Genomic DNA, 18430 nt, shown 5'->3' with positions numbered 1-18430 from the left:
ATGAATCATCAAAATAATCTCCTTTTTTTATTTTACCCTAACCGCTATCAATTTACAATAAAATAATCCCCCTGAAAACAGGAGGATTATTCTTACATAAAACTATCGTATCATATCCGCGGCCAGAACCTGCTCTGTACAGGTAATAGTAAAATAGTTGTATAATTCCTTTCCATAATTGATATACAACCGCTGCCCTTCCTGTCCGCAAAGTTTGGCAAATACTTCTCCCATCCCCTGTCCGTCGTTGGGAACGAGACGGGCCTGAAGGATATACATCGTAAAAGCGGCAGAATCATTAATCAGCTCATAGGTCTTGGCATCCTGCTGCTGAACCGCATCATAAAAACTGGACAGTGCCGATTGTGCCACAATAGAGTTGGGCGCCATCTCTTCAATCACCTGATTCACCACATAGGCAAACAGTACTTTTCTTTGGGAGATGGTATTGACCGTATCCAGCTCCCCTACGCCAAATACACAAACGCAGTTGGGATCGATCAGTCCCGCGGCGAACTGCGCCCCCAGCTTTTTTGCCTTTTCCATATTTCCGTTATTCGTTTCTCTGACAAAAGCGTTTGCCGCGCCTTCGGACATGTCAAATACTTCCGACGGGTCGTCGGGCATAATTTTAATATCGCTGTCATCAAACGTCATTTTGTCACCTCCGCTCTTCCTCTTGGGATTTCTCATTTTCCCAGCGCCTGACCTAAAGCAATTGCCAGTTGGTCAGGACAAGAAGTATTTTTGTATCCGCAGGTAAGCCCCTTTAATTTTAGAATTACCTCTTCGGCTTTACAACCTTTTACCAGGGCGCAAATCCCTTTCAGGTTCCCATTGCATCCCCCAATAATCTCAATATCTTTAATTACGCCGTCTTCCAATTCGATACGCATTTCTCTGGAACAGACTCCGTGTGTTTTATAGGTATAGATCATCTGTTTTATCAATCCTTATTTTTCTTTATAAATTCTAGCAATTCCCAATTTTACCGCTTCCGCCGCAACAGCATTCGCGACGCAATCCGCTACTTCTTTATTCAAAGCGTCCGGCAAAATATATTCCGGCGTCAGTTCTTCCTGTTTTACCATGGACGCGATAGCGTACGCCGCCGCTACCTTCATTTCCTCGGTAATATTGGAAGCCCGCACTTTTAAAGCCCCCTTAAAAATACCAGGAAACGCCAGGACATTATTGATCTGGTTTGGGAAGTCGGAGCGTCCGGTTCCTACTACCGCCGCTCCGCCGGCCTTCGCTTGCTCCGGCATAATCTCCGGCATAGGGTTTGCCATAGCGAAAATAATTGGGTCCTTTTCCATAGTCGCGACCATTTCCTGGCTTACCAGGTTAGGCTTGGAAACCCCGATAAACACATCCGCACCTACCAGCGCGTCTGCCAGGGTACCCTTTTTCTTGCCGGGATTGGTCACTTTCGCCATCTGCATCTGCGGTTCGGTCAGCCAATCGGCGCCTTCATAAATAATCCCTTTTATGTCGCACATGACAATCTCTCCAAAATTCATGGAAAGCAATAGCTTCGCCACGGAAATACCAGCGGCGCCGGCCCCGTTGATAACGATTTTGCACTCGCCCATCTTTCGCCCGGTCACCTTCAGAGCATTGAGCAGGGCCGCCGAAGCCACAATAGCTGTGCCATGCTGGTCGTCGTGAAACACTGGCACTTCACACTTTTCCTTGAGCCGCCGCTCAATCTCAAAACACCGGGGAGCAGAAATATCTTCCAGATTAATCCCGCCAAAACTTTTGGAGATAAGAAGGATTGTATTTACGATGGTATCCACATCTTTGCTGTCGATGCACAAAGGGAATGCGTCCACATCCGCAAACGCTTTAAATAAAGCGCACTTCCCTTCCATCACCGGCATCGCCGCCGCCGGACCAATATCTCCAAGCCCCAATACCGCGGTGCCGTCGGTAATCACCGCCACCATATTCCCCCGGCGGGTAAGTTCATAAGACAGACTTTCATCCTTTTCTATTTCAAGGCAAGGCTGGGCGACTCCCGGGGTATACGCAGTGGAAAGATCCTCCCGCGAATTAATCGGGGCCCGAGAAATTACTTCTATTTTCCCCTGCCATTGGTAATGCTTTTTCAGCGCTAGCTCTTTAATATCCATGCTGCCTCCTACGTTTTTTGCGTCGTTTTTTTAATTTCCTTTATTGCCTGGCTTTTGAGAGTTTAAACAGCCGTTCCAACGAAGCTTTCTGTGTGACACAGGTTCCAATAGGATGGGGAATTTTGGTATGCGCTCCATGAAAATCAGTGCCGCCAGTAGGAATAAGATCATATTCCCGTATTATATCGGCAATTGCCTGCGCGTCCTCGTCCTTATTTCTGGGATGGAACTGTTCAATCCCATCAATCGCCTGGGCCTGCGCCAGTTCCCTCATAATCTCGATAGAATCATATACGGAAGGGTGTGCCAGAACACATATGCCCCCAGCGCTTTTAATGATCTGCGCCGCTTCAAGCACGTCTATATATGTCCTGGGAACAAAACAGCTTCCTCCCTTAGGGCTCAATAGCTCCTGAAACAGATCTCCATAAATGCAGTCGGTATATCCCAAATCCATCAGCGCCAGCATAATATGTACGTTATATAAGGCAGGGGCGCCTTTCATAAACCGGCTGACATGTTCTTCTGTCACAGGGAAAAGCTGCATTACTTTTTTTAAACTTTCCCGGATACATTTATCCCGGTCCTCGATGGTGTGTTTCAACATCCCTTCCAAACGGTCGGGATTGGCCGGAAGATAGCACAACAGATGCACCCGACGCTGACGCTTATAATCCCAGGCGGAAACTTCCACCCCGCCGATCACACCGATTCCATATCTTTTTCCCAGCAGTTCCGCGCGGCTGATACCGGACATCGTATCATGGTCTGTTACCGCTACAAAGTCCAGTCCGGCCCGTTTTGCATAAAATACCAGGTCGTCTACACTTAAAGAGCCGTCAGAAAATCTTGTATGACAATGTAAATCTCCTATCATCCTTTTCCCACCCCTATCCGTCATCCATATTACAATCTATTATACAACGATTTGCGCTATGCGTGCAACTTATATTTTGTAAAGGAAATATTTTTATGATATAATAACTAACATATCGTACCGCGCGGTGAAGGACACCGCTTTGTTTTATGCTGCGCACCGGCAAAGCCGGATGTTAATTATTTTTGAAATTGGATGTGTATTATGGCTTACATAGTTGATAACGGTATTTGGTCCTCTGTTTTTGCTGTTCCCAGCGCAATAGTGGATCAACATATAAAAATATGTTCCCGCCTTTGCTTACAAGTGCTTCTTCTGATGCTTCGGTATCCCGGTCAGCCGGTGGACGAAGCCTGGCTTGCTCAGCATCTTAGCAAGGATCCGGCGGATATCTCGGACGCTTTGCATTATTGGATAAACGCCGGGATTATTTTTGACACCGACCGTCCGGCAATTCATTGTGCGCCGGCCCGGGAAGAAAGTTCCGCCGCTTTTGAAAAAACTCCCTCAGCGGCTCCCGTTACCCAGGAAACCCTTTCCGCTTCCGGTCAAAAAATTGTTACCGTTTCCGCACGGCCAAAAATTACCCGGTCGGATATTGCCCAGATGTCGCAGGATAATCCGGCGATTTCCCAGCTGCTGATTGAGGCTCAATCGGTTATCGGTTCGCCTCTTACCCCGATAGAAAGCGAGATATTAGTCGCTATTGTCAGCTATTATGGTATGGAGATCGACGTACTATTGATGCTTCTTCAATATTGTGTTTCCATCGGCAAGGCAAGTATGAACTATGTAGAAAAGGCCGCCGCCAGCTGGCTGGAAAAGGGAATTAACACCCATGAGCTGGCAGAGTTGGAGATTACCCGTCTTACCCGCAATAACCAACAGGAGAAGATAGTCATCGAAGCATTTGGCCTTTATAACCGGTCAATGACTCCAAAGGAAAAAGAACTGGTAAACAAATGGTTTGATCATCTGGGGCTTAGCGAATCCCTTATTACCCTTGCCTGTCAAAGAAGTATGGAAAATACTGGTAAAATTTCTTTTGCATATGCGGATAAAATTCTTACTTCCTGGAGTGAAAAAGGAATTAAAACTCCCGCCCAGGCAATAGAAGAGTTAAACAGCGCCCCTGGGAAAAAAAATAATGCAGGACTTAATAAATCCGCCCAAACAGGAAAATATTCCTCCCTGGACGCGGATGAACTGGACAAGCTGCTCCATCAGCTCTCTCAGGAATAATTACAATTAAGGTGGTAAATCATGGGATACTCCAAAGATGTTTATCAGCAAGCGTATGAAATATTAGATTCCCGTCGGGCAAAAGCACAGCGTATTCAGCAGCAGCATAAACAGGAGCTCTACAGCAAAGTTCCTCAGCTGCTGGAGCTGGAACAGTCCTTAGCGGCAACGGGTGCGGCGGCGGCGGCAGCTGCCGTAGGCGGCGGTGACGACGCCCTGAAGCAAATTCAGCTGCTTAAACAGGCAAACCAGCAGCTGCAGCAGCATCGATATCATATTTTAGCTTCCTTGGGTCTGCCCATAGATTATCTGGATTTGAAATATATCTGCCCCCATTGCCAGGATACTGGATATATTGGACAAAGGGTCTGCAGCTGCCTGCAAAAACTTCTGCGGCAGGTGGCTTATGAAAAAATGTGTTCCATCTCCGATGTGGATCAATGCCGGTTTGAGAACTTCAGCCTGAACTATTACCCCATGGAACCTGTAGGCGAGTATCAGATTGTTCCCAGAAACGCTATGCGGGATGTGGTGCATTACTGCGCCGTCTACGCGGATACCTTCTCCCAAAACAGTGAAAGCTTGCTTTTATGCGGCGGTACCGGACTTGGCAAAACTCATCTTTCCCTGGCGATGGCCTATGAGATCACCCAGAAAGAATATGGTGTGGTATATACTACCTCCCAAAAGTTAATGGATCAGCTTCAAGCTCAGCAGTTTTCCAGAGGGGAAACTACCGATTATCAATCGCTGGCCTTAGAATGCGATCTTTTAATTATCGACGACTTAGGCGCGGAATTTTCTACTTCTTTTACCGTAGCCGCTCTATATAATATTATCAATACCCGTATCATTGAAAAAAAGCCTACGATTATCAATACCAATCTGGATACTTCGGTAATGAAGGAAAGATATGGAGACCGCATCCTTTCGCGTTTGTTGTGCGCTTACCGGCCGCTGAAATTCTATGGTCGGGATATTCGGATGTTAAAGCGCTACCAAAAGTAAATAAAACCGCCCGGTGCTTTCGACACCGGGCGGTTTATTATTTTGCAACATTAAATTGACACGAATATTCACAATCTTTGGCCCTATGGCAAAAGTACCTACAGGCCCTTCTCTCATTCAGACAGCTTCGCCGCTAATTTGATTGACGATAAGATTATTTTAACTGATTTAGCAGAAATGTCATATAATTGGCGAAATGAGCGAATACAATTCCCGGTTCCTGCAGGTCCGGACACCACCGTTTTACCCATTCCAAAGTGATATATCCCTCATAACCATGCTGGGAGAGCATACGGATAGTATCAAAAATCGGGACGTCGCCGTACCCCATCATACGATAAGAGACTTTTCCATTTTCCATGACACTGTCTTTCACATGAAGATACTTTATCCAAGGGCTCAGGTTTGCGTAAGTAGTTTCCGGAGATTCCTGGAAATAACGGTAAGGATGATGCAAATCCCACAAAACGCCGCCGCTGGTTTCATCTACTCCCTGCATAAACTCCTTTAACACACGGCTCTCAGCCAAAGGCCCGTTGGTTTCAATCAGCACGCAAACATTTTTTCCTTTTGCATACTCACAAAGCTGCAGATACAGCTTCTTTGCCTGCGCAATATCCGCTTTGCCCGGTTCCGGCACTGGAGTGATCATCACACGCACAAAAGGCGTTCCCAGCCTAGCGGCAAGATCAATATAATCCTTCGCTTCGTCCATGTAATCTTCAATTGACCCCGAAACCCCAAGGCAAGCGCCAGAAGTAAGCATCGGGATTTCCATTCCTGCTTTTTGAAAGCGATCCAAGGTCGCCGGGATATTTTCTTCTTTAAACACCTTGATTTCCGGAGCAAACATCTGATTTTCCACTCCGCGGATCTCAATACCGTCCAGCCCTAAATCTTTGGCCGTAGCGAATATCTCATCCCAGGACCATCCGGGACATCCCAAGGTCGAAAAAGCTACTTTCATATGCTAACAACCACCCTTCGTCATTTACCAGCATAAACTTATTAATCATCAAATACTACAATCCAATTGCCGCTTTCATCATAAAAGCCGCCCGGTTTGCCAGGCTTTGGAGCAATATAACCTTCTCTGCCTATTAAATTTTCACTGCTGCTGTTTTTACTGCTGGAAGATTTTCGGTCTTCCTCTTCTTCCTCTTGTTCGTCCTCCGGCATTAGCCGAGTGTACAGGATAACCTTATCTTTTCCTTTAGACAGCATAGTTCCAGCCTCTTTATCCGTTCTCGCTACTAATCCGGGTTCATAAGAATCGTTAAACACTTCAATTACCTGGTACTCTATTTCAAGGTCGTTGAGCAGTTTAATCGCTTCCTCCAGTTCCAGATCTACTACTTCCGGCATTTCCACCTTTTCTGTTCCTTTTGATACAGATAAGGTGATTGTAGCTCCGTCGTTAATCTGAGCTCCACTGGCGGGATTCTGATCATAAACCACACCTTCATCATATTCCGCGTTAAAGTCTTCCACATACTCAAAATGGTATTTTGCCTGAAGCTCCTCGTTGGATTTAATGGAAGATACGGTTACTCCAATAAATCCGGGAACTTTATTATCGTCGGCGGAAGCAAATGCCTCGCTGTCAAAATCTTCCCCTGCGATGTTAACTGATCCGCTGCTATTATCCTTTTCCTTATCAGGGCTGATCAAATCCCCAAGGAATGCATTGGCAAACCACCACATACCGCCGCCTAAAAAAACGGTTGCTACCAAAAAAGCTAAAATTACCATTAATACAGTATGCGGGCGTTTTTCTTTTTTCTTACGTCTATCTGAAGGATTGTTTCTTTCTTTCACGGCTACCGTCTGTTTTGAACTGTTGGGAATAGGGATCAAGTCAATTCCATCCTCATATTCATCAAATCGGCCGTTGTTTCTAGGAGCTCCTTGCGCCTGCTCTCTCAGCTCTCGGGCAGCAACCGCTCTGCGAATTTCATCCCGATGCACCTCATTGGTATCCCCGGCATAACTGCGTTTGGGAACAGGGGCGGTGTAAACAGCTGTGTCCGAGCCGGTAGTGGATACCAAAAGTTCGGCGATATAGCTCTCCGCCGTTTGGCTTCTGTCTTCCACTTCCACCGCTAAAGCATGATTGATCGCATAAATGGTATTTTCCGTCATCTCCGCCTGCAGATCGCCTGCATCCAGAAGATCATCGCCATAGATCCGATCCTGAGCCGACGGCGGATTTTTGCCAACGACTGCCCGATAGGTAACCGCTCCTAGAGCATAAACATCCGTCCAAGTGCCCTGCCAACTATTAAGAGAATACTGCTCCGGGGCCGCATAGCCTTCAAACAACTGAGCAGAAAGCTCGCTCTTATGTGTGCGGGCAGCCGCGATAGTAAAATTACTCAGCCACAAAGCACCCGACTGATCCAACAAAATTGTCTCTGGAGAAAGTCCCCGATGGATAAGCCCTGTTTTATGAATATTAGAAACGGTATGGAATAAGGGCATCAACAGTTTTTTGGTATGCCGCCAAGAGAGCTTTCCACCGCTTCTTTGAAGAAAATCTTCCAAAGTAATTGTTTTTATATAAGCATATACCGCATAGGTTGTATTGTTCGCCCGGAACATATCTACAATGGGGATCACCTTTTCGCTGGGATTCAGCCTCTGTATTGAGTGGCACAGATCCTCAAAGTCCGAAAGCAGAGCTTTATACTGCGCTTGGGAGCTTTCCAGAGGAATAATTTCAAAAGTTTCATGGTCGCGGCGGATGATATTCGCCGGGGCATATTCCCGGAGCCATACCCGTACCTGATTTGCCTGGTCATAACCTACGTACCATACCCCTTCCGGGTCATAGGAATACACCTTGCCCACAATATAATTGTCTGCAAGCAGGCTGTCAGGAGGCAGAAAATCCAAGCTATAGGGCGTATCTGCTTCATAACCGCATACTCCGCATTTATTTTCATCAAACAGCGGCGACATACAGCCCATACAAAGCTTTATTTTATTTGCCATGTTTGTAACCACTCCTAATTTTCATATCCATGACGCTTACGCAGTTTCTATGGAAGCCGCATCTTCCAAATGCAGCATTTCCACCGCCATTTCCCGCAGCTTAAATTTTTGAATTTTACCGCTTGCCGTCATGGGGAAATCATCCATAAAAGCCACATATTTAGGTACTTTATGCCTTGCCATATTCGCTCTTATGAAATCTTTCACGTCCTGTTCACTCAGCTTTGCTTCTTCACGAAGGATAATACAGGCCATCACTTCTTCCCCATATTGTTTGCTGGGAACACCGATTACCTGGACATCTTTTACCATGGGATGAGTATATAAAAACTCCTCGATCTCCTTGGGATAAATATTTTCGCCTCCGCGAATAATCATATCTTTAATTCTTCCGGTGATCTTGTAATACCCGTTTTCATCTACCATCGCTAAATCGCCCGAATGAAGCCAGCCGTCCTCATCAATCACCTGTCGGGTGGCCTCCTCCATCTTATAATAGCCTTTCATCGTATTGTATCCCCGGGAACAGAACTCTCCCGGCTGATTGGGGCCTAAAGTTTCTCCGGTATCCGGATCCACAATCTTGGTTTCCACAAAGGGCATAGACCGTCCTACAGTGGTCACCCGCAGCTCAATGCTGTCGTCGGTAGTAGTCATAGTAGTAGCCGGAGACGCTTCGGTCTGGCCGTAAGTGATGGTAATCTCCCTCATTCCCATCTCCTCCACCACCTGCTGCATTACCTTTACCGGGCAGGGAGATCCCGCCATGATGCCAGTGCGGAGTCTGGGGAATTTATACGTCTTAAAATCTGGGTGCTCCAGCATAGCAATAAACATGGTAGGCACCCCGTGCACCGCTGTACATTCTTCCTCCTGCAGCGCCTGCATGACCGATGTAGGGCGGTAATATTCAATGGGCACCATGGCAGTAGCATGGGTAAGACTCGCCATTACCGCTAACACCATACCGAAACAGTGGAAAAAAGGCACCGGAATACAAAGTTTATCGTCATGGGAAAATTTCATACAGTCACCGATGGCTTTTCCGTTGTTCACAATATTATAATGGGTCAGCATAACTCCTTTAGGAAATCCTGTGGTTCCGGAGGTATACTGCATATTTACCACGTCGTGTGGATCAATGCTTTCAAAAATAGCCCGGTACTCCTCTTGCGGGTACTCTTCGGCCAGGGTATACAGATCGTTCCAGGGGATCATTCCCGCGGGGGTTTCTTCCCCTACAAAAATAATATCCTTTAAAAAAGGAAGCATCGGGTTTACATAGTTGCCCGGCTCGCAGTCCTTTAAGGTCGGACACAGCTCGTTGACAATATCCACATAGTTTGCATCCTTAAAGCCGCTAATCATAACCATCGCTTTGGAATCCGACTGCCGAAGCAGGTATTCCAATTCAAACACCTTATAACTGGTATTCACCGTCACCAGCACCGCGCCCATTTTTGCACAGGCAAAAAAGGTAAGCAGCCACTCCGGTACATTGGTTGCCCAAATAGCCACATGATCCCCTTTTTTAATTCCCAGGCGCAAAAAGCCCTTGGCAATCTGATCGCATTTCTCGTTAAACTCCCGCCAGGTTGTATCAAAGGGGCGATCTATGTATTTTACCGCCTGATCGTCTGGATAAGTATTTGCCACCTGTTCCAGCAGCTTTCCTACCGTAATGCTCACTAACTCATTCACTCGACCGTTCCTCCCGTATCGCTACTATAATAAAAACTCATAATTATATATGTTCTATTATAGGCCCAAGCCCACATTTGTCAATAATTATCCCTGCCTGACCCCGCGAGAGCTTGGGAGAAATTTTAGCGGTTTCACAAGCAATTCTTTTCGTGGATACTTCAGTAATGATAAGAAAATAAAGTCAATAAATTATCACTTACTGAGTCAACATATGGATCGCTTCCTCTCGGGTTGAAACAAAAAACACATCTTTTCCATTGTTGCTTTCATAAATGAAGTCTTTAAGCGGTTTACTTGTATAGTGAGAATAATCCCCATAAATAGCAATCCGTCCACCATAGTTAATATATTTTTGTAAAATCTCACCTGCAAATCCCGTACTGAGTATAAAAAAATCTTCCTTTATCAGTTTCTTATCAATCACAATATTTTTTGTGTTTGCTTCATATTTTGCACTCATTAAGATATCCAGTGCAGACTGCGTATCTGTGATAACGGTATCATCGCTTTCGATAACAGCGCATATTATGTTGTTATTTTTTACTGTTTTAATTGTCATATTTTTATATTCCCCGCTTCATAGATTTATTCCCGGCGGACGGCCTGCCCTTTTAAGACGTTTATTTTTTTCGGGAAAGCACAGCTGCCAGCAGCAAAATTCCCACTGCGCCCATCGCTGCCGCTGCAAAAGCGCCCCCGTTTTCTTTGGATTCATCTTCTTGAGGCTGACTTTCCGCAGCCGCCCTGTCCGGCGGCGTCTGTGAAATGCTAACAGACGTCGATGAAGAAGAGGCGCTCACATTTTCTAAAACCTGCGTTCGCCGCATTCCCGCGGAACCGCGCATGCCTGCCTCCCATTGACCGGCGGGTTCTTTGCCGGTAACATCATATTCCCGGGTAACGGTATGGGTAGCTTTATTGTTGGAACTCCCCGTCTTTTCTTTAGTGGCAAAATTCTCGGAATTTGTTGCCTCAAAGGAAGACGAGCTTTCTTGCGGCCACTGAGAAGAGGATGGCGATTGGGAAGAGGATGCCCCAGGCTTTTCATATTCCAAGCGGTCTCCTGAAATAGTCAGTCTCCCAAGCACCATAGCCGCTGACTGATCGTTTTTATGTAAGGGACCGGTAATCTCTTTAAAAGTTACACAATCCGTAAGGGAGATCCGGATCACTTTTATCCCTTGGGGAAGCGATACTGTGTAGGCTTCCCGGATATACTTCTCCCCGCTGGCGGTTATTTCACAGCGGATTGTTGTTATTGGCTGAAAGGAGGTTCCATCACTGGACCCAGAAATATTCACTCCATAAAATTGATCTTTCGCATATTGCTCCTCTGTTTCTACAAATACATAGTTTCCCTGATACAGACGCAGGGCATATACAGCTCCTCCCTTTTCAAAAAACGGCATATCTTTCTGACTGTCATAATAGCAGCGCACGATATTCTCATAAGAGACTGACTCTTTGCTCCCTAACCGCCAAATCCCATTCTCCATTGAAGCATAAGTTCCCCTCATGGAATATATCTCCAGTTCCAACGTCTCAGCGCCTTGAATATAATAGTCCGCCGTACCTGTCTTGGATGGAACCGCTAAATTGATAACAGAACTGTCCGTTATCCAAGAGGCAGCTGAGAATGTCCGAAAATCAGATATGGACTTGGAGAAACCGGTGTAAACTACCGGCAAATGGCTGTCTGCCCGGGTAAAGTCATCCACATAACTATCTAACGCATAAATATTCAGAGAAATTGATAATATTGCTAAAGAAAAGAGGATAAAATATCTTACCTTTGTCATTTTACTTCCCCTCACTATACCGTTATTTTCCGCGTGGAGTTTTTGTCGATTTTTGTCGAATTTTGTAATAGTATATCATATTTTCTTTTCATCCTCAATTCGCCATAAACAAAGCGGCGGCATGGGTTCCATGCCGCCGCTAATCATCCAATTACTTACATAGAGAATATTACAGGAGAAAATCTTTCTCCCGCCTTTCATCCTATGTAAGTGTATTTATATTTGTATTTCCATGATCGTTTCCCAGCCCCAGCCCAAAACTGATAGATAAAGCATGGTTGATCATTCCCATAGAATTTTCATCCAAGCGTCCCATTTTTTCTTTCAGCCTTTTTTTATCGATGGTACGAATCTGTTCCAACAGCACAACAGAATCTCTGGACAGTCCGCACACTTGGCTGTCTATTTCAATGTGGGTGGGCAGTTTGGATTTTTCTTTTTGGCTGGTAATCGCCGCAGCAATTACCGTTGGACTGTATTTATTCCCCACATCATTTTGCACAATCAATACCGGACGCACTCCCCCTTGTTCGGATCCTACTACAGGGGAAAGATCGGCGTAATATATTTCGCCTCTTTTTACAGTCACATCTATCACTCTCCGTGAATTTGTTGAAAAATTTTCAGTTCTTTTGTACTTATATTCTGGACGGCTGTCTGGTTTTTTAAACACTCTGCGGGAAAAACTTTTCCTTTTTTCCCGCAGCTGGTCTTACGTCCCCCTAATATACTATTAAACTATCCGGTTTTTTGATAAAATAAAAAGCCTGTACCTACAGGTACAGGCCCATACTCTATTCCAGTTTTATTCTAGTATTTTAAAATTGATGATCTCCATTTCCAGCTGGCTTTCAGGAATAACCAATTTTAAAATATTTCCGGTCTCCCGACTTAATACCAGCTGAAACTCCCCTTCTTCCATCTGACCATGGAGGATCACTTGCGTATCTGTTTGTTCTATAGACATTCCTTCTTCTTCCATCGCTGTATTAAAAGCGGATAAAATCAACTTGGCCGCCGCTTTTCCCGGAATACCGTCCGGATCAAAGGTAAAGTCCATTTCTTTGTATTTCATATCCACCCGGTCGGTAAAAAAGGTGAGTTTCATATCCTTTAAACTGTCCGGACTTTCAAAGGTCACTTGGGCACAGTTCATCGGCTTTTTATAAATAGTTGCCACCGTTTCCAGATCTTTATATTTGATTTTCGCCGTGGTTTGAAAAGATTCCGCCATTAATTGCTTTTGGGCTTCCTGCGTTGCCGTATCCTCTTTGGATTTGCAGGAGACCAGCCCCGCAATAATTATTCCTATAACGAGCAATACGCAAACAATCCGTTTTAGCCCACGGTTTTTCATAGTATCTCCCCTTATCTGTCATTGTGCAGAAACACTTTGGGCAGCTGATCGATAATCTCTCGGGGAAGCATACCATACTGGGAATATTTGCAAGCGGCGTAATTCCCGGCCAGCCCATGAAGATATGCCCCTGCCGCCGCCGCGGTCACAAGATCAATTCCCTGGGCGGCTAACCCGCCGATTATTCCCGCAAGTACATCCCCGCTTCCGGCTTTCGCCATGCCAGCGTTGCCTGTGGTGTTGATATACATACGCCCATCCGCGCCTGCCGTAGCAGTGTAAGCGTCTTTCATCACCACAGTACAGCCATATTCCCGGGCGAAATTCGCTCCGATGGTATATCTGTCCTGCTTGAGCTGTTCGATAGGTAATGTCGTCAGCCGAGAAAGCTCTTTCATATGCGGAGTAAGCACTATATTACAGTTTGTCTGCTTTAGTATATCTATATTCCTGGAAATTACATTTATTCCATCCCCATCCACAATCACCGGACATTTCGCATTTTTCAGCACTTCATACACCAGCCGGCAAGTATCCTGAGTCACATCCAGCCCATTCCCGATCAGCAGGGCGGTACTGTTTTCCAACGCTTCTAAAATCTCCGGCAGAGATTCATAGGAAATATGTCCTTCTTTTCCTTGTTTAAGAGGAAGCATCACAGCTTCCAAAAGGCTGGGCAGAGCGGTGCGGCAGACCTCCTTGGTGGAAGCCAGGGTTACATATCCCGCCCCAGCACGCATCGCCGCCATAGTGGAAAGAATAGCGGCGCCCATATATTTCTGAGAGCCAGCAATATTCAGCAATTTACCATAACTTCCCTTGTGGCTGTCCCGCCGGCGTTTAGGCAGACGGGAAAAAACAAACTCATTATCCACCAAAATAAACTGGCCTTCAATCCCTTCATGTGCTTGCGGCGGGATTCCGATATCCGCAGTTTTAATTTCCCCGCAGTAACCCACAGAAACGGGGAGGACATGCAGAGGCTTATAACTGTCAAACGCAATGGTCATATCCGCGATCACCGCGTATTCATCTGCAAAACCAGTGTCGCAGGTTACCCCGCTGGGGACGTCCAAAGCAATTACCTGGGCGGTTGTACCATTGATCAGTTCGCAGATTTTCCGGTGTTTTTCATCCAACTGCCCATGAAATCCTGTGCCGTAAATAGCATCCACAATAATATCGGTAGCTTCTAAGCGCTCTTTGAGATAGGCGGGATCTTCTTTTTCATAATACACCAATGCAACATCCATGGGCGCAATCAATTCCATCATTTCTTTGGCCTGGTCCGTCGCCGGATCCCCATCGGTAAGAACTACTACCACATTTGCTCCGCTTTCATAAAGCTTTCTGGCCACTACCAAGCCGTCGCCTCCATTGTTGCCACGGCCGCAAAAGACGGTACAGAACTTCCCGTCCACCTCCATAGTCCGCCGAATGAACATCGCGGCGGCGCTTCCCGCGTTTTCCATCAGTCGTTTCATGCTCATTGAATATTTTAAAGAATTTTCTTCGATCTGTTTCATCTGGCTATTGGTCACTACTACCATTTTGTGTCACCTCTGTCTTTTTAATGGAATAAGTATACCACAATTTCCTTATGGATAACAGCGAATTTGTGGAGAATTTGCCTATCTCCGCTCTTTTCTGGTATTTTCAAAATAGATAAAACAGCTGGTTGTCTATTGACTAATTGTTCTAAGACTGGTATAATAACCTAGTTAGTCGGATAATAACTTCCGGCATACATCCTTGCCCTGCCCTCGCGGCAGAGCCTAATGTCCAAAAGGAGGTGTTCAATAAATGGCAAAGCTTATAGCCAACTATGAAACTGTGATGGTTTTCAGTGTCAAAGACGGTGAGGAGAGCGTAAATGCTCTGGTTGAAAAATTCAACAGCCTTATCAGCGAAAACGGTACTATCAACAATGTGGACACATGGGGTCAAAGACGCCTTGCGTACCCGATTAATGATGAAACCGAAGGTTACTATGTAGTGGTTGAGTTTTCGGCTGCTCCAGAGTTTCCTGCTGAGCTGGACCGTATTTACAAAATCACAGACGGCGTGCTTCGTTCTTTGATTATTGCCAAAGACGAAGAAGCGTAAGGGATGGTAGACTGATATGTTAAATAGAGCTATTCTTATGGGCAGACTTACTGCCGACCCAGAATTAAGGCAAACCCCTAATGGAGTTTCCGTTGTTTCTTTTAGCGTCGCTGTAGACCGTAATTTCGGCGGCCGGGACGGAAACCGCCAAACCGATTTTATTAATTGTGTCGCTTGGCGCCAGACAGCGGAATTTATCGCTAAATATTTTGCCAAGGGCAGAATGATCGCTTTGGAAGGTTCTATCCAGACTAGAAACTATGAGGATAAAAGCGGAAATAAGCGTACTGCTGTAGAAGTGGTTGTAGACGCCGCTTACTTCGCTGACAGCAAGCCTGCCGGCGGTGTTGCGCCTACTGCGTTTACTGCTGCGCCCTCCCCTGCGGAACCTGCGGTTTCTTATGCCAGCGGCGATGTGGGTGATTTTTCTGAGATGGCTGCGGACAGTGACGATCTGCCGTTCTAATTAACAAGTTATTCATCCAAAATTTTGTGTATCTTTTGACACTTATCATTACAAGGAGGTTTTAAGCATGGAAAGATCCGAAAGCAGAGGCCCTCGCGGCGGCAACAGAAAAGGCAGAAAAAAAGTATGCTCCTTCTGTGTTGACAAACTGGGCCCTATCGATTATAAAGATGTTCCCCGCCTGAGAAGATATCTCAGCGAACGCGCTAAAATTGTGCCCCGTCGTGTGACCGGCACTTGTGCCCGTCATCAGCGCCAGTTAACAATTGCGATTAAACGCGCCCGCCATCTGGCGTTGTTGCCTTATATCAGCGATTAATAATGATTGAAAAAAGGCCTCGGCTTACGCCGAGGCCTTTTTGTATAATCCCCCTCACTCTTGATACAACAGAGTGAGGGGGTGCACTATTTAAATATTCTTTTATGCTTCGCGTTTACCTCTGCAAATAACATAGGTGATAATGCCAGCTCCCACAGCGCAGGACAACACGATTACCAAAATCACAATCGGACTGGACAACGGCCGTATTTGGGACGCCGGAGTACCAGGGATAATCTCCACCTCTTCTTCCTTTTGTTCTATCTCAGGCAGAGACGGAGCAGTCGGCTGATTGTCCAAGGATGGTACGGTAGTCCCCGCAGAACCGTCGGTGGTTCCGGATGGCTGCGACGGCACAGAGGGATAAACCACAGCCGGCGGGTTATACCATGTTCCGCCAGTCGTCGGATTGCTTGGTTTGGAGGCAGAGTCAGAATCAGAGGAGGAACCGCCTTCCCCAAACAATTCTTTCAACTGTGCATAAGAGTAATAGGCCTGGTTTCTTGGGATAGTGCCAATATCTTTCCCATAAATTTCTACTGTGTCCTTTTTAAAAGCAACTTTTAAGGTGACGTCTTTTCCTTTTAACGCGTCCAGCACAGTGGTAGGCATATAGTTGGTAATTTTCGAGCTTACCCGCACTGTATCGCCGCTGGAAGCATTTTTAATCGAACGGACAGTCTTCTGCCACAGACGGTCGATTTCTTTTTCCGTACTATTGCTGCTGGACGAACCGCCGGAAGACCCTCCTGATTTTGCGTTTACTACCACAATCGGCCCCGTATATGGCAGCGTAAAAGTAATGCGGTCGCCGCTTCTGGACGGAGTAATCACATCCGGATCCCTTCTGCCCCCATGGAAATCCAGCACTTTCAGACGGGAGGTAGATACGCTGCTGGGAAGGTCGATAGAAACAGTAAGCGGCGCATCCGGCTCCTTGTCACTGCCGTTTATTTTCAAATCCACTTCAAATTCCAAGCCGCTCTCCCGATAATCGCTGGGGATAACCACATCGGAGGTAAGACGGGAAAAAACAATTTCCATTCCCGCTCCGGCGTCCGCTGATAGTTCAGCGCCCAAAACAGAAGGATTCTCTACCCAGCGGGAGTTATTGTTAGTTATCGTTACACTGCCCAGATTGTTAAGCTTTTTATGCAGAGGCAGCAGCTTTTCCAAAATTTTCTGATTTGCGGAACTGGTTAAAGTGCTTTTATCCGTAATTCCCCGCACCGTATTTACCGCAGCCGTAATCTCCTCTTCGTATCTGGAAAGATCACCGCTCGGACTAAGTTCTAAAATCTCTGAAGGAATTTCTGAAAGAGACGGATAAACCAGCAGGTTGGAACTGTTATAATAAGGGGTATTAACCAGTTTTCCGCCGCCAGTAAACGCGCCGCCATCCATCACAAGCGAAACTACGCCGCCATAATTACGGGAAAGATCAATAGTGGCTGAGGTCGATACCGCCAGTTTTATCTGACCGCTAACGGTACTTTTATGAATGGTTACACCGCCAGTCGTAGCAATTGTCAGCGTCCCGGTAATGGTGCTTTCGGTAAGCTCTACACTTCCTGTGCCGGCTAAAGTGACTGATTTACTAAGGGTAAGGGAAGATGCGCTGAAACTTCCATCCACAAGATGGATCGTTCCGCCGCTGGCAACCGCATTGACAGCCGCCCCCAAAGTAGCTAACGGAGCATCCGAAAGCCCGGTTCCGGTTGTATCATTGCCAGTAGAGACGCTTACATATACCTCCATCATATCTGTTCCTGGAGTACGTAAAATAGAATTAGTCGGACATTCGCAGGGATCCTTTCCACAAATAGCGCAAAGAGTACTCTTTTCACAGATACATTCTTCCGTCAATTTATGGCAGGTCTGACACCGTTCGCACTGACAGTCGGCGATCAGTTTTCCGCAAACTGTACACCGCTCGCAGGTGCAGTCCGCCAAAGACTGCTGGCAGGACGTACATTTTTCACAGGTACAATCCGCCCGCAGAAGATGACACGCAGAACAGCGGTCGCACAGGCAGTCTGCTAAAAGCTCCTGGCAAACAGAACATCTGTCACAGGTACAATCCGCTCGCAGAAGATGACACGCGGAACAGCGTTCGCACAGACAGTCCGCAAGCAAGGCATGACAAACTTCACACCGCTGGCATACCTGATAAGTGATGCAGTCAGCGACGCAATTCTGACAAACAGTACATTTTTCACAGGTGCATTCTCCTCTTGCCAGCCCGCACACCGTACACATAGACGGCAAGGTTTCCTCCGGTGTCTGATCCTGCGCCAGCAGCACTACCCCACTTACGGAAAGCACCATTACAAGAGACAGAAAAAGAACCACTATCCGTTTTATCGCCATTTTCACCCTTATCCCCTCCTTGTCCATCATCTCAACTCTATATTAATAGG

The 18430-nt window shown here is 46.3% G+C and carries 18 protein-coding genes; 5 read left to right on the top strand and 13 right to left on the bottom strand.

The annotated features are described in order from the left end of the window. Nucleotides 1–102: 102 nt before the first annotated feature. Genes H8705_RS05215 through H8705_RS05200 form a run of 4 tightly spaced genes read right to left on the bottom strand, consistent with a single transcriptional unit; the run spans nt 103 to nt 3015 of the window. The gene (locus H8705_RS05215) at nt 103–657 is read right to left on the bottom strand and encodes a hypothetical protein (RefSeq protein WP_262394767.1); all 555 of its coding nucleotides are present in this window, start codon (nt 655–657) and stop codon (nt 103–105) included. A 32-nt stretch (nt 658–689) separates the two neighbouring features. After that, nucleotides 690–938 (bottom strand): TIGR03905 family TSCPD domain-containing protein, encoded by a 249-nt coding sequence (locus H8705_RS05210; protein ID WP_262394766.1) that lies wholly within the window; start codon nt 936–938, stop codon nt 690–692. Between the two features lie 15 nt (nt 939–953). Then, nucleotides 954–2138, bottom strand: a complete 1185-nt coding sequence (locus H8705_RS05205; RefSeq protein WP_262394765.1) for an NAD(P)-dependent malic enzyme — start codon at nt 2136–2138, stop codon at nt 954–956. A 40-nt stretch (nt 2139–2178) separates the two neighbouring features. Further along, nucleotides 2179–3015 carry a PHP domain-containing protein gene (locus H8705_RS05200; RefSeq protein WP_262394764.1) on the bottom strand — a complete coding sequence of 279 codons (837 nt, stop codon included), beginning with the start codon at nt 3013–3015 and terminating at the stop codon, nt 2179–2181. 204 nt (nt 3016–3219) lie between these two features. On the opposite strand from H8705_RS05200, the gene H8705_RS05195 reads away from it, so the two are divergent. Together H8705_RS05195 and H8705_RS05190 are read left to right on the top strand one after the other, a co-directional pair. Further along, nucleotides 3220–4257 carry a DnaD domain protein gene (locus H8705_RS05195; RefSeq protein WP_262394763.1) on the top strand — a complete coding sequence of 346 codons (1038 nt, stop codon included), beginning with the start codon at nt 3220–3222 and terminating at the stop codon, nt 4255–4257. Between the two features lie 21 nt (nt 4258–4278). Beyond that, nucleotides 4279–5265, top strand: a complete 987-nt coding sequence (locus H8705_RS05190) for an ATP-binding protein (protein ID WP_262394762.1) — start codon at nt 4279–4281, stop codon at nt 5263–5265. A 154-nt stretch (nt 5266–5419) separates the two neighbouring features. On the opposite strand, the gene H8705_RS05185 is transcribed toward H8705_RS05190, so the two are convergent. From H8705_RS05185 to H8705_RS05150, 8 genes are all read right to left on the bottom strand, one after another. Further along, nucleotides 5420–6232, bottom strand: a complete 813-nt coding sequence (locus H8705_RS05185) for a sugar phosphate isomerase/epimerase family protein (protein WP_262394761.1) — start codon at nt 6230–6232, stop codon at nt 5420–5422. A gap of 41 nt (nt 6233–6273) precedes the next feature. Beyond that, on the bottom strand, nt 6274–8259 hold the full coding sequence (locus H8705_RS05180; RefSeq protein WP_262394760.1) for a PASTA domain-containing protein: 1986 nt from the start codon (nt 8257–8259) through the stop codon (nt 6274–6276). A gap of 36 nt (nt 8260–8295) precedes the next feature. Then, the gene (locus tag H8705_RS05175) at nt 8296–9960 is read right to left on the bottom strand and encodes an AMP-binding protein (RefSeq protein ID WP_262394759.1); all 1665 of its coding nucleotides are present in this window, start codon (nt 9958–9960) and stop codon (nt 8296–8298) included. A 199-nt stretch (nt 9961–10159) separates the two neighbouring features. Further along, nucleotides 10160–10522 (bottom strand): DUF4180 domain-containing protein, encoded by a 363-nt coding sequence (locus H8705_RS05170; protein WP_262394758.1) that lies wholly within the window; start codon nt 10520–10522, stop codon nt 10160–10162. Nucleotides 10523–10583: 61 nt separating this feature from the next. Continuing rightward, nucleotides 10584–11762, bottom strand: coding sequence for a hypothetical protein (locus tag H8705_RS05165; RefSeq protein WP_262394757.1), 1179 nt, complete (start codon nt 11760–11762; stop codon nt 10584–10586). A 202-nt stretch (nt 11763–11964) separates the two neighbouring features. Next, a complete protein-coding gene (locus tag H8705_RS05160) occupies nt 11965–12351 on the bottom strand; it encodes a type II toxin-antitoxin system PemK/MazF family toxin (protein WP_262394756.1) in 387 nt (128 codons plus the stop codon). A 216-nt stretch (nt 12352–12567) separates the two neighbouring features. Further along, nucleotides 12568–13119, bottom strand: a complete 552-nt coding sequence (locus H8705_RS05155) for a hypothetical protein (protein WP_262394755.1) — start codon at nt 13117–13119, stop codon at nt 12568–12570. An 11-nt stretch (nt 13120–13130) separates the two neighbouring features. After that, nucleotides 13131–14669, bottom strand: a complete 1539-nt coding sequence (locus tag H8705_RS05150) for an NAD(P)H-hydrate dehydratase (RefSeq protein WP_262394754.1) — start codon at nt 14667–14669, stop codon at nt 13131–13133. A 253-nt stretch (nt 14670–14922) separates the two neighbouring features. Here H8705_RS05150 and rpsF point away from each other — a divergent pair, with 253 nt between their 5' ends. The 3 genes from rpsF to rpsR all read left to right on the top strand — a co-directional run bounded on the left by rpsF (nt 14923) and on the right by rpsR (nt 16010). Continuing rightward, nucleotides 14923–15225 carry a 30S ribosomal protein S6 gene (gene rpsF / locus H8705_RS05145; protein WP_262394753.1) on the top strand — a complete coding sequence of 101 codons (303 nt, stop codon included), beginning with the start codon at nt 14923–14925 and terminating at the stop codon, nt 15223–15225. Between the two features lie 16 nt (nt 15226–15241). Continuing rightward, nucleotides 15242–15691, top strand: coding sequence for a single-stranded DNA-binding protein (locus H8705_RS05140; RefSeq protein WP_262394752.1), 450 nt, complete (start codon nt 15242–15244; stop codon nt 15689–15691). A gap of 67 nt (nt 15692–15758) precedes the next feature. Continuing rightward, the gene (gene rpsR / locus H8705_RS05135) at nt 15759–16010 is read left to right on the top strand and encodes a 30S ribosomal protein S18 (RefSeq protein ID WP_262394751.1); all 252 of its coding nucleotides are present in this window, start codon (nt 15759–15761) and stop codon (nt 16008–16010) included. Nucleotides 16011–16112: 102 nt separating this feature from the next. Here the strand turns inward: rpsR and H8705_RS05130 are convergent, their stop codons facing one another. Then, entirely contained in the window at nt 16113–18386 is a 2274-nt protein-coding gene (locus tag H8705_RS05130) for a DUF4097 domain-containing protein (RefSeq protein WP_262394750.1), read from the bottom strand. Nucleotides 18387–18430 lie beyond the last annotated feature (44 nt).

The organism is Youxingia wuxianensis (assembly GCF_014385085.1).
In the GTDB taxonomy this organism is placed as follows: domain Bacteria; phylum Bacillota; class Clostridia; order Oscillospirales; family Ruminococcaceae; genus Youxingia; species Youxingia wuxianensis.
The sequence above is the reverse complement of the archived record's forward strand: the minus strand, read 5'-3'. Positions and strand labels throughout refer to the sequence as shown.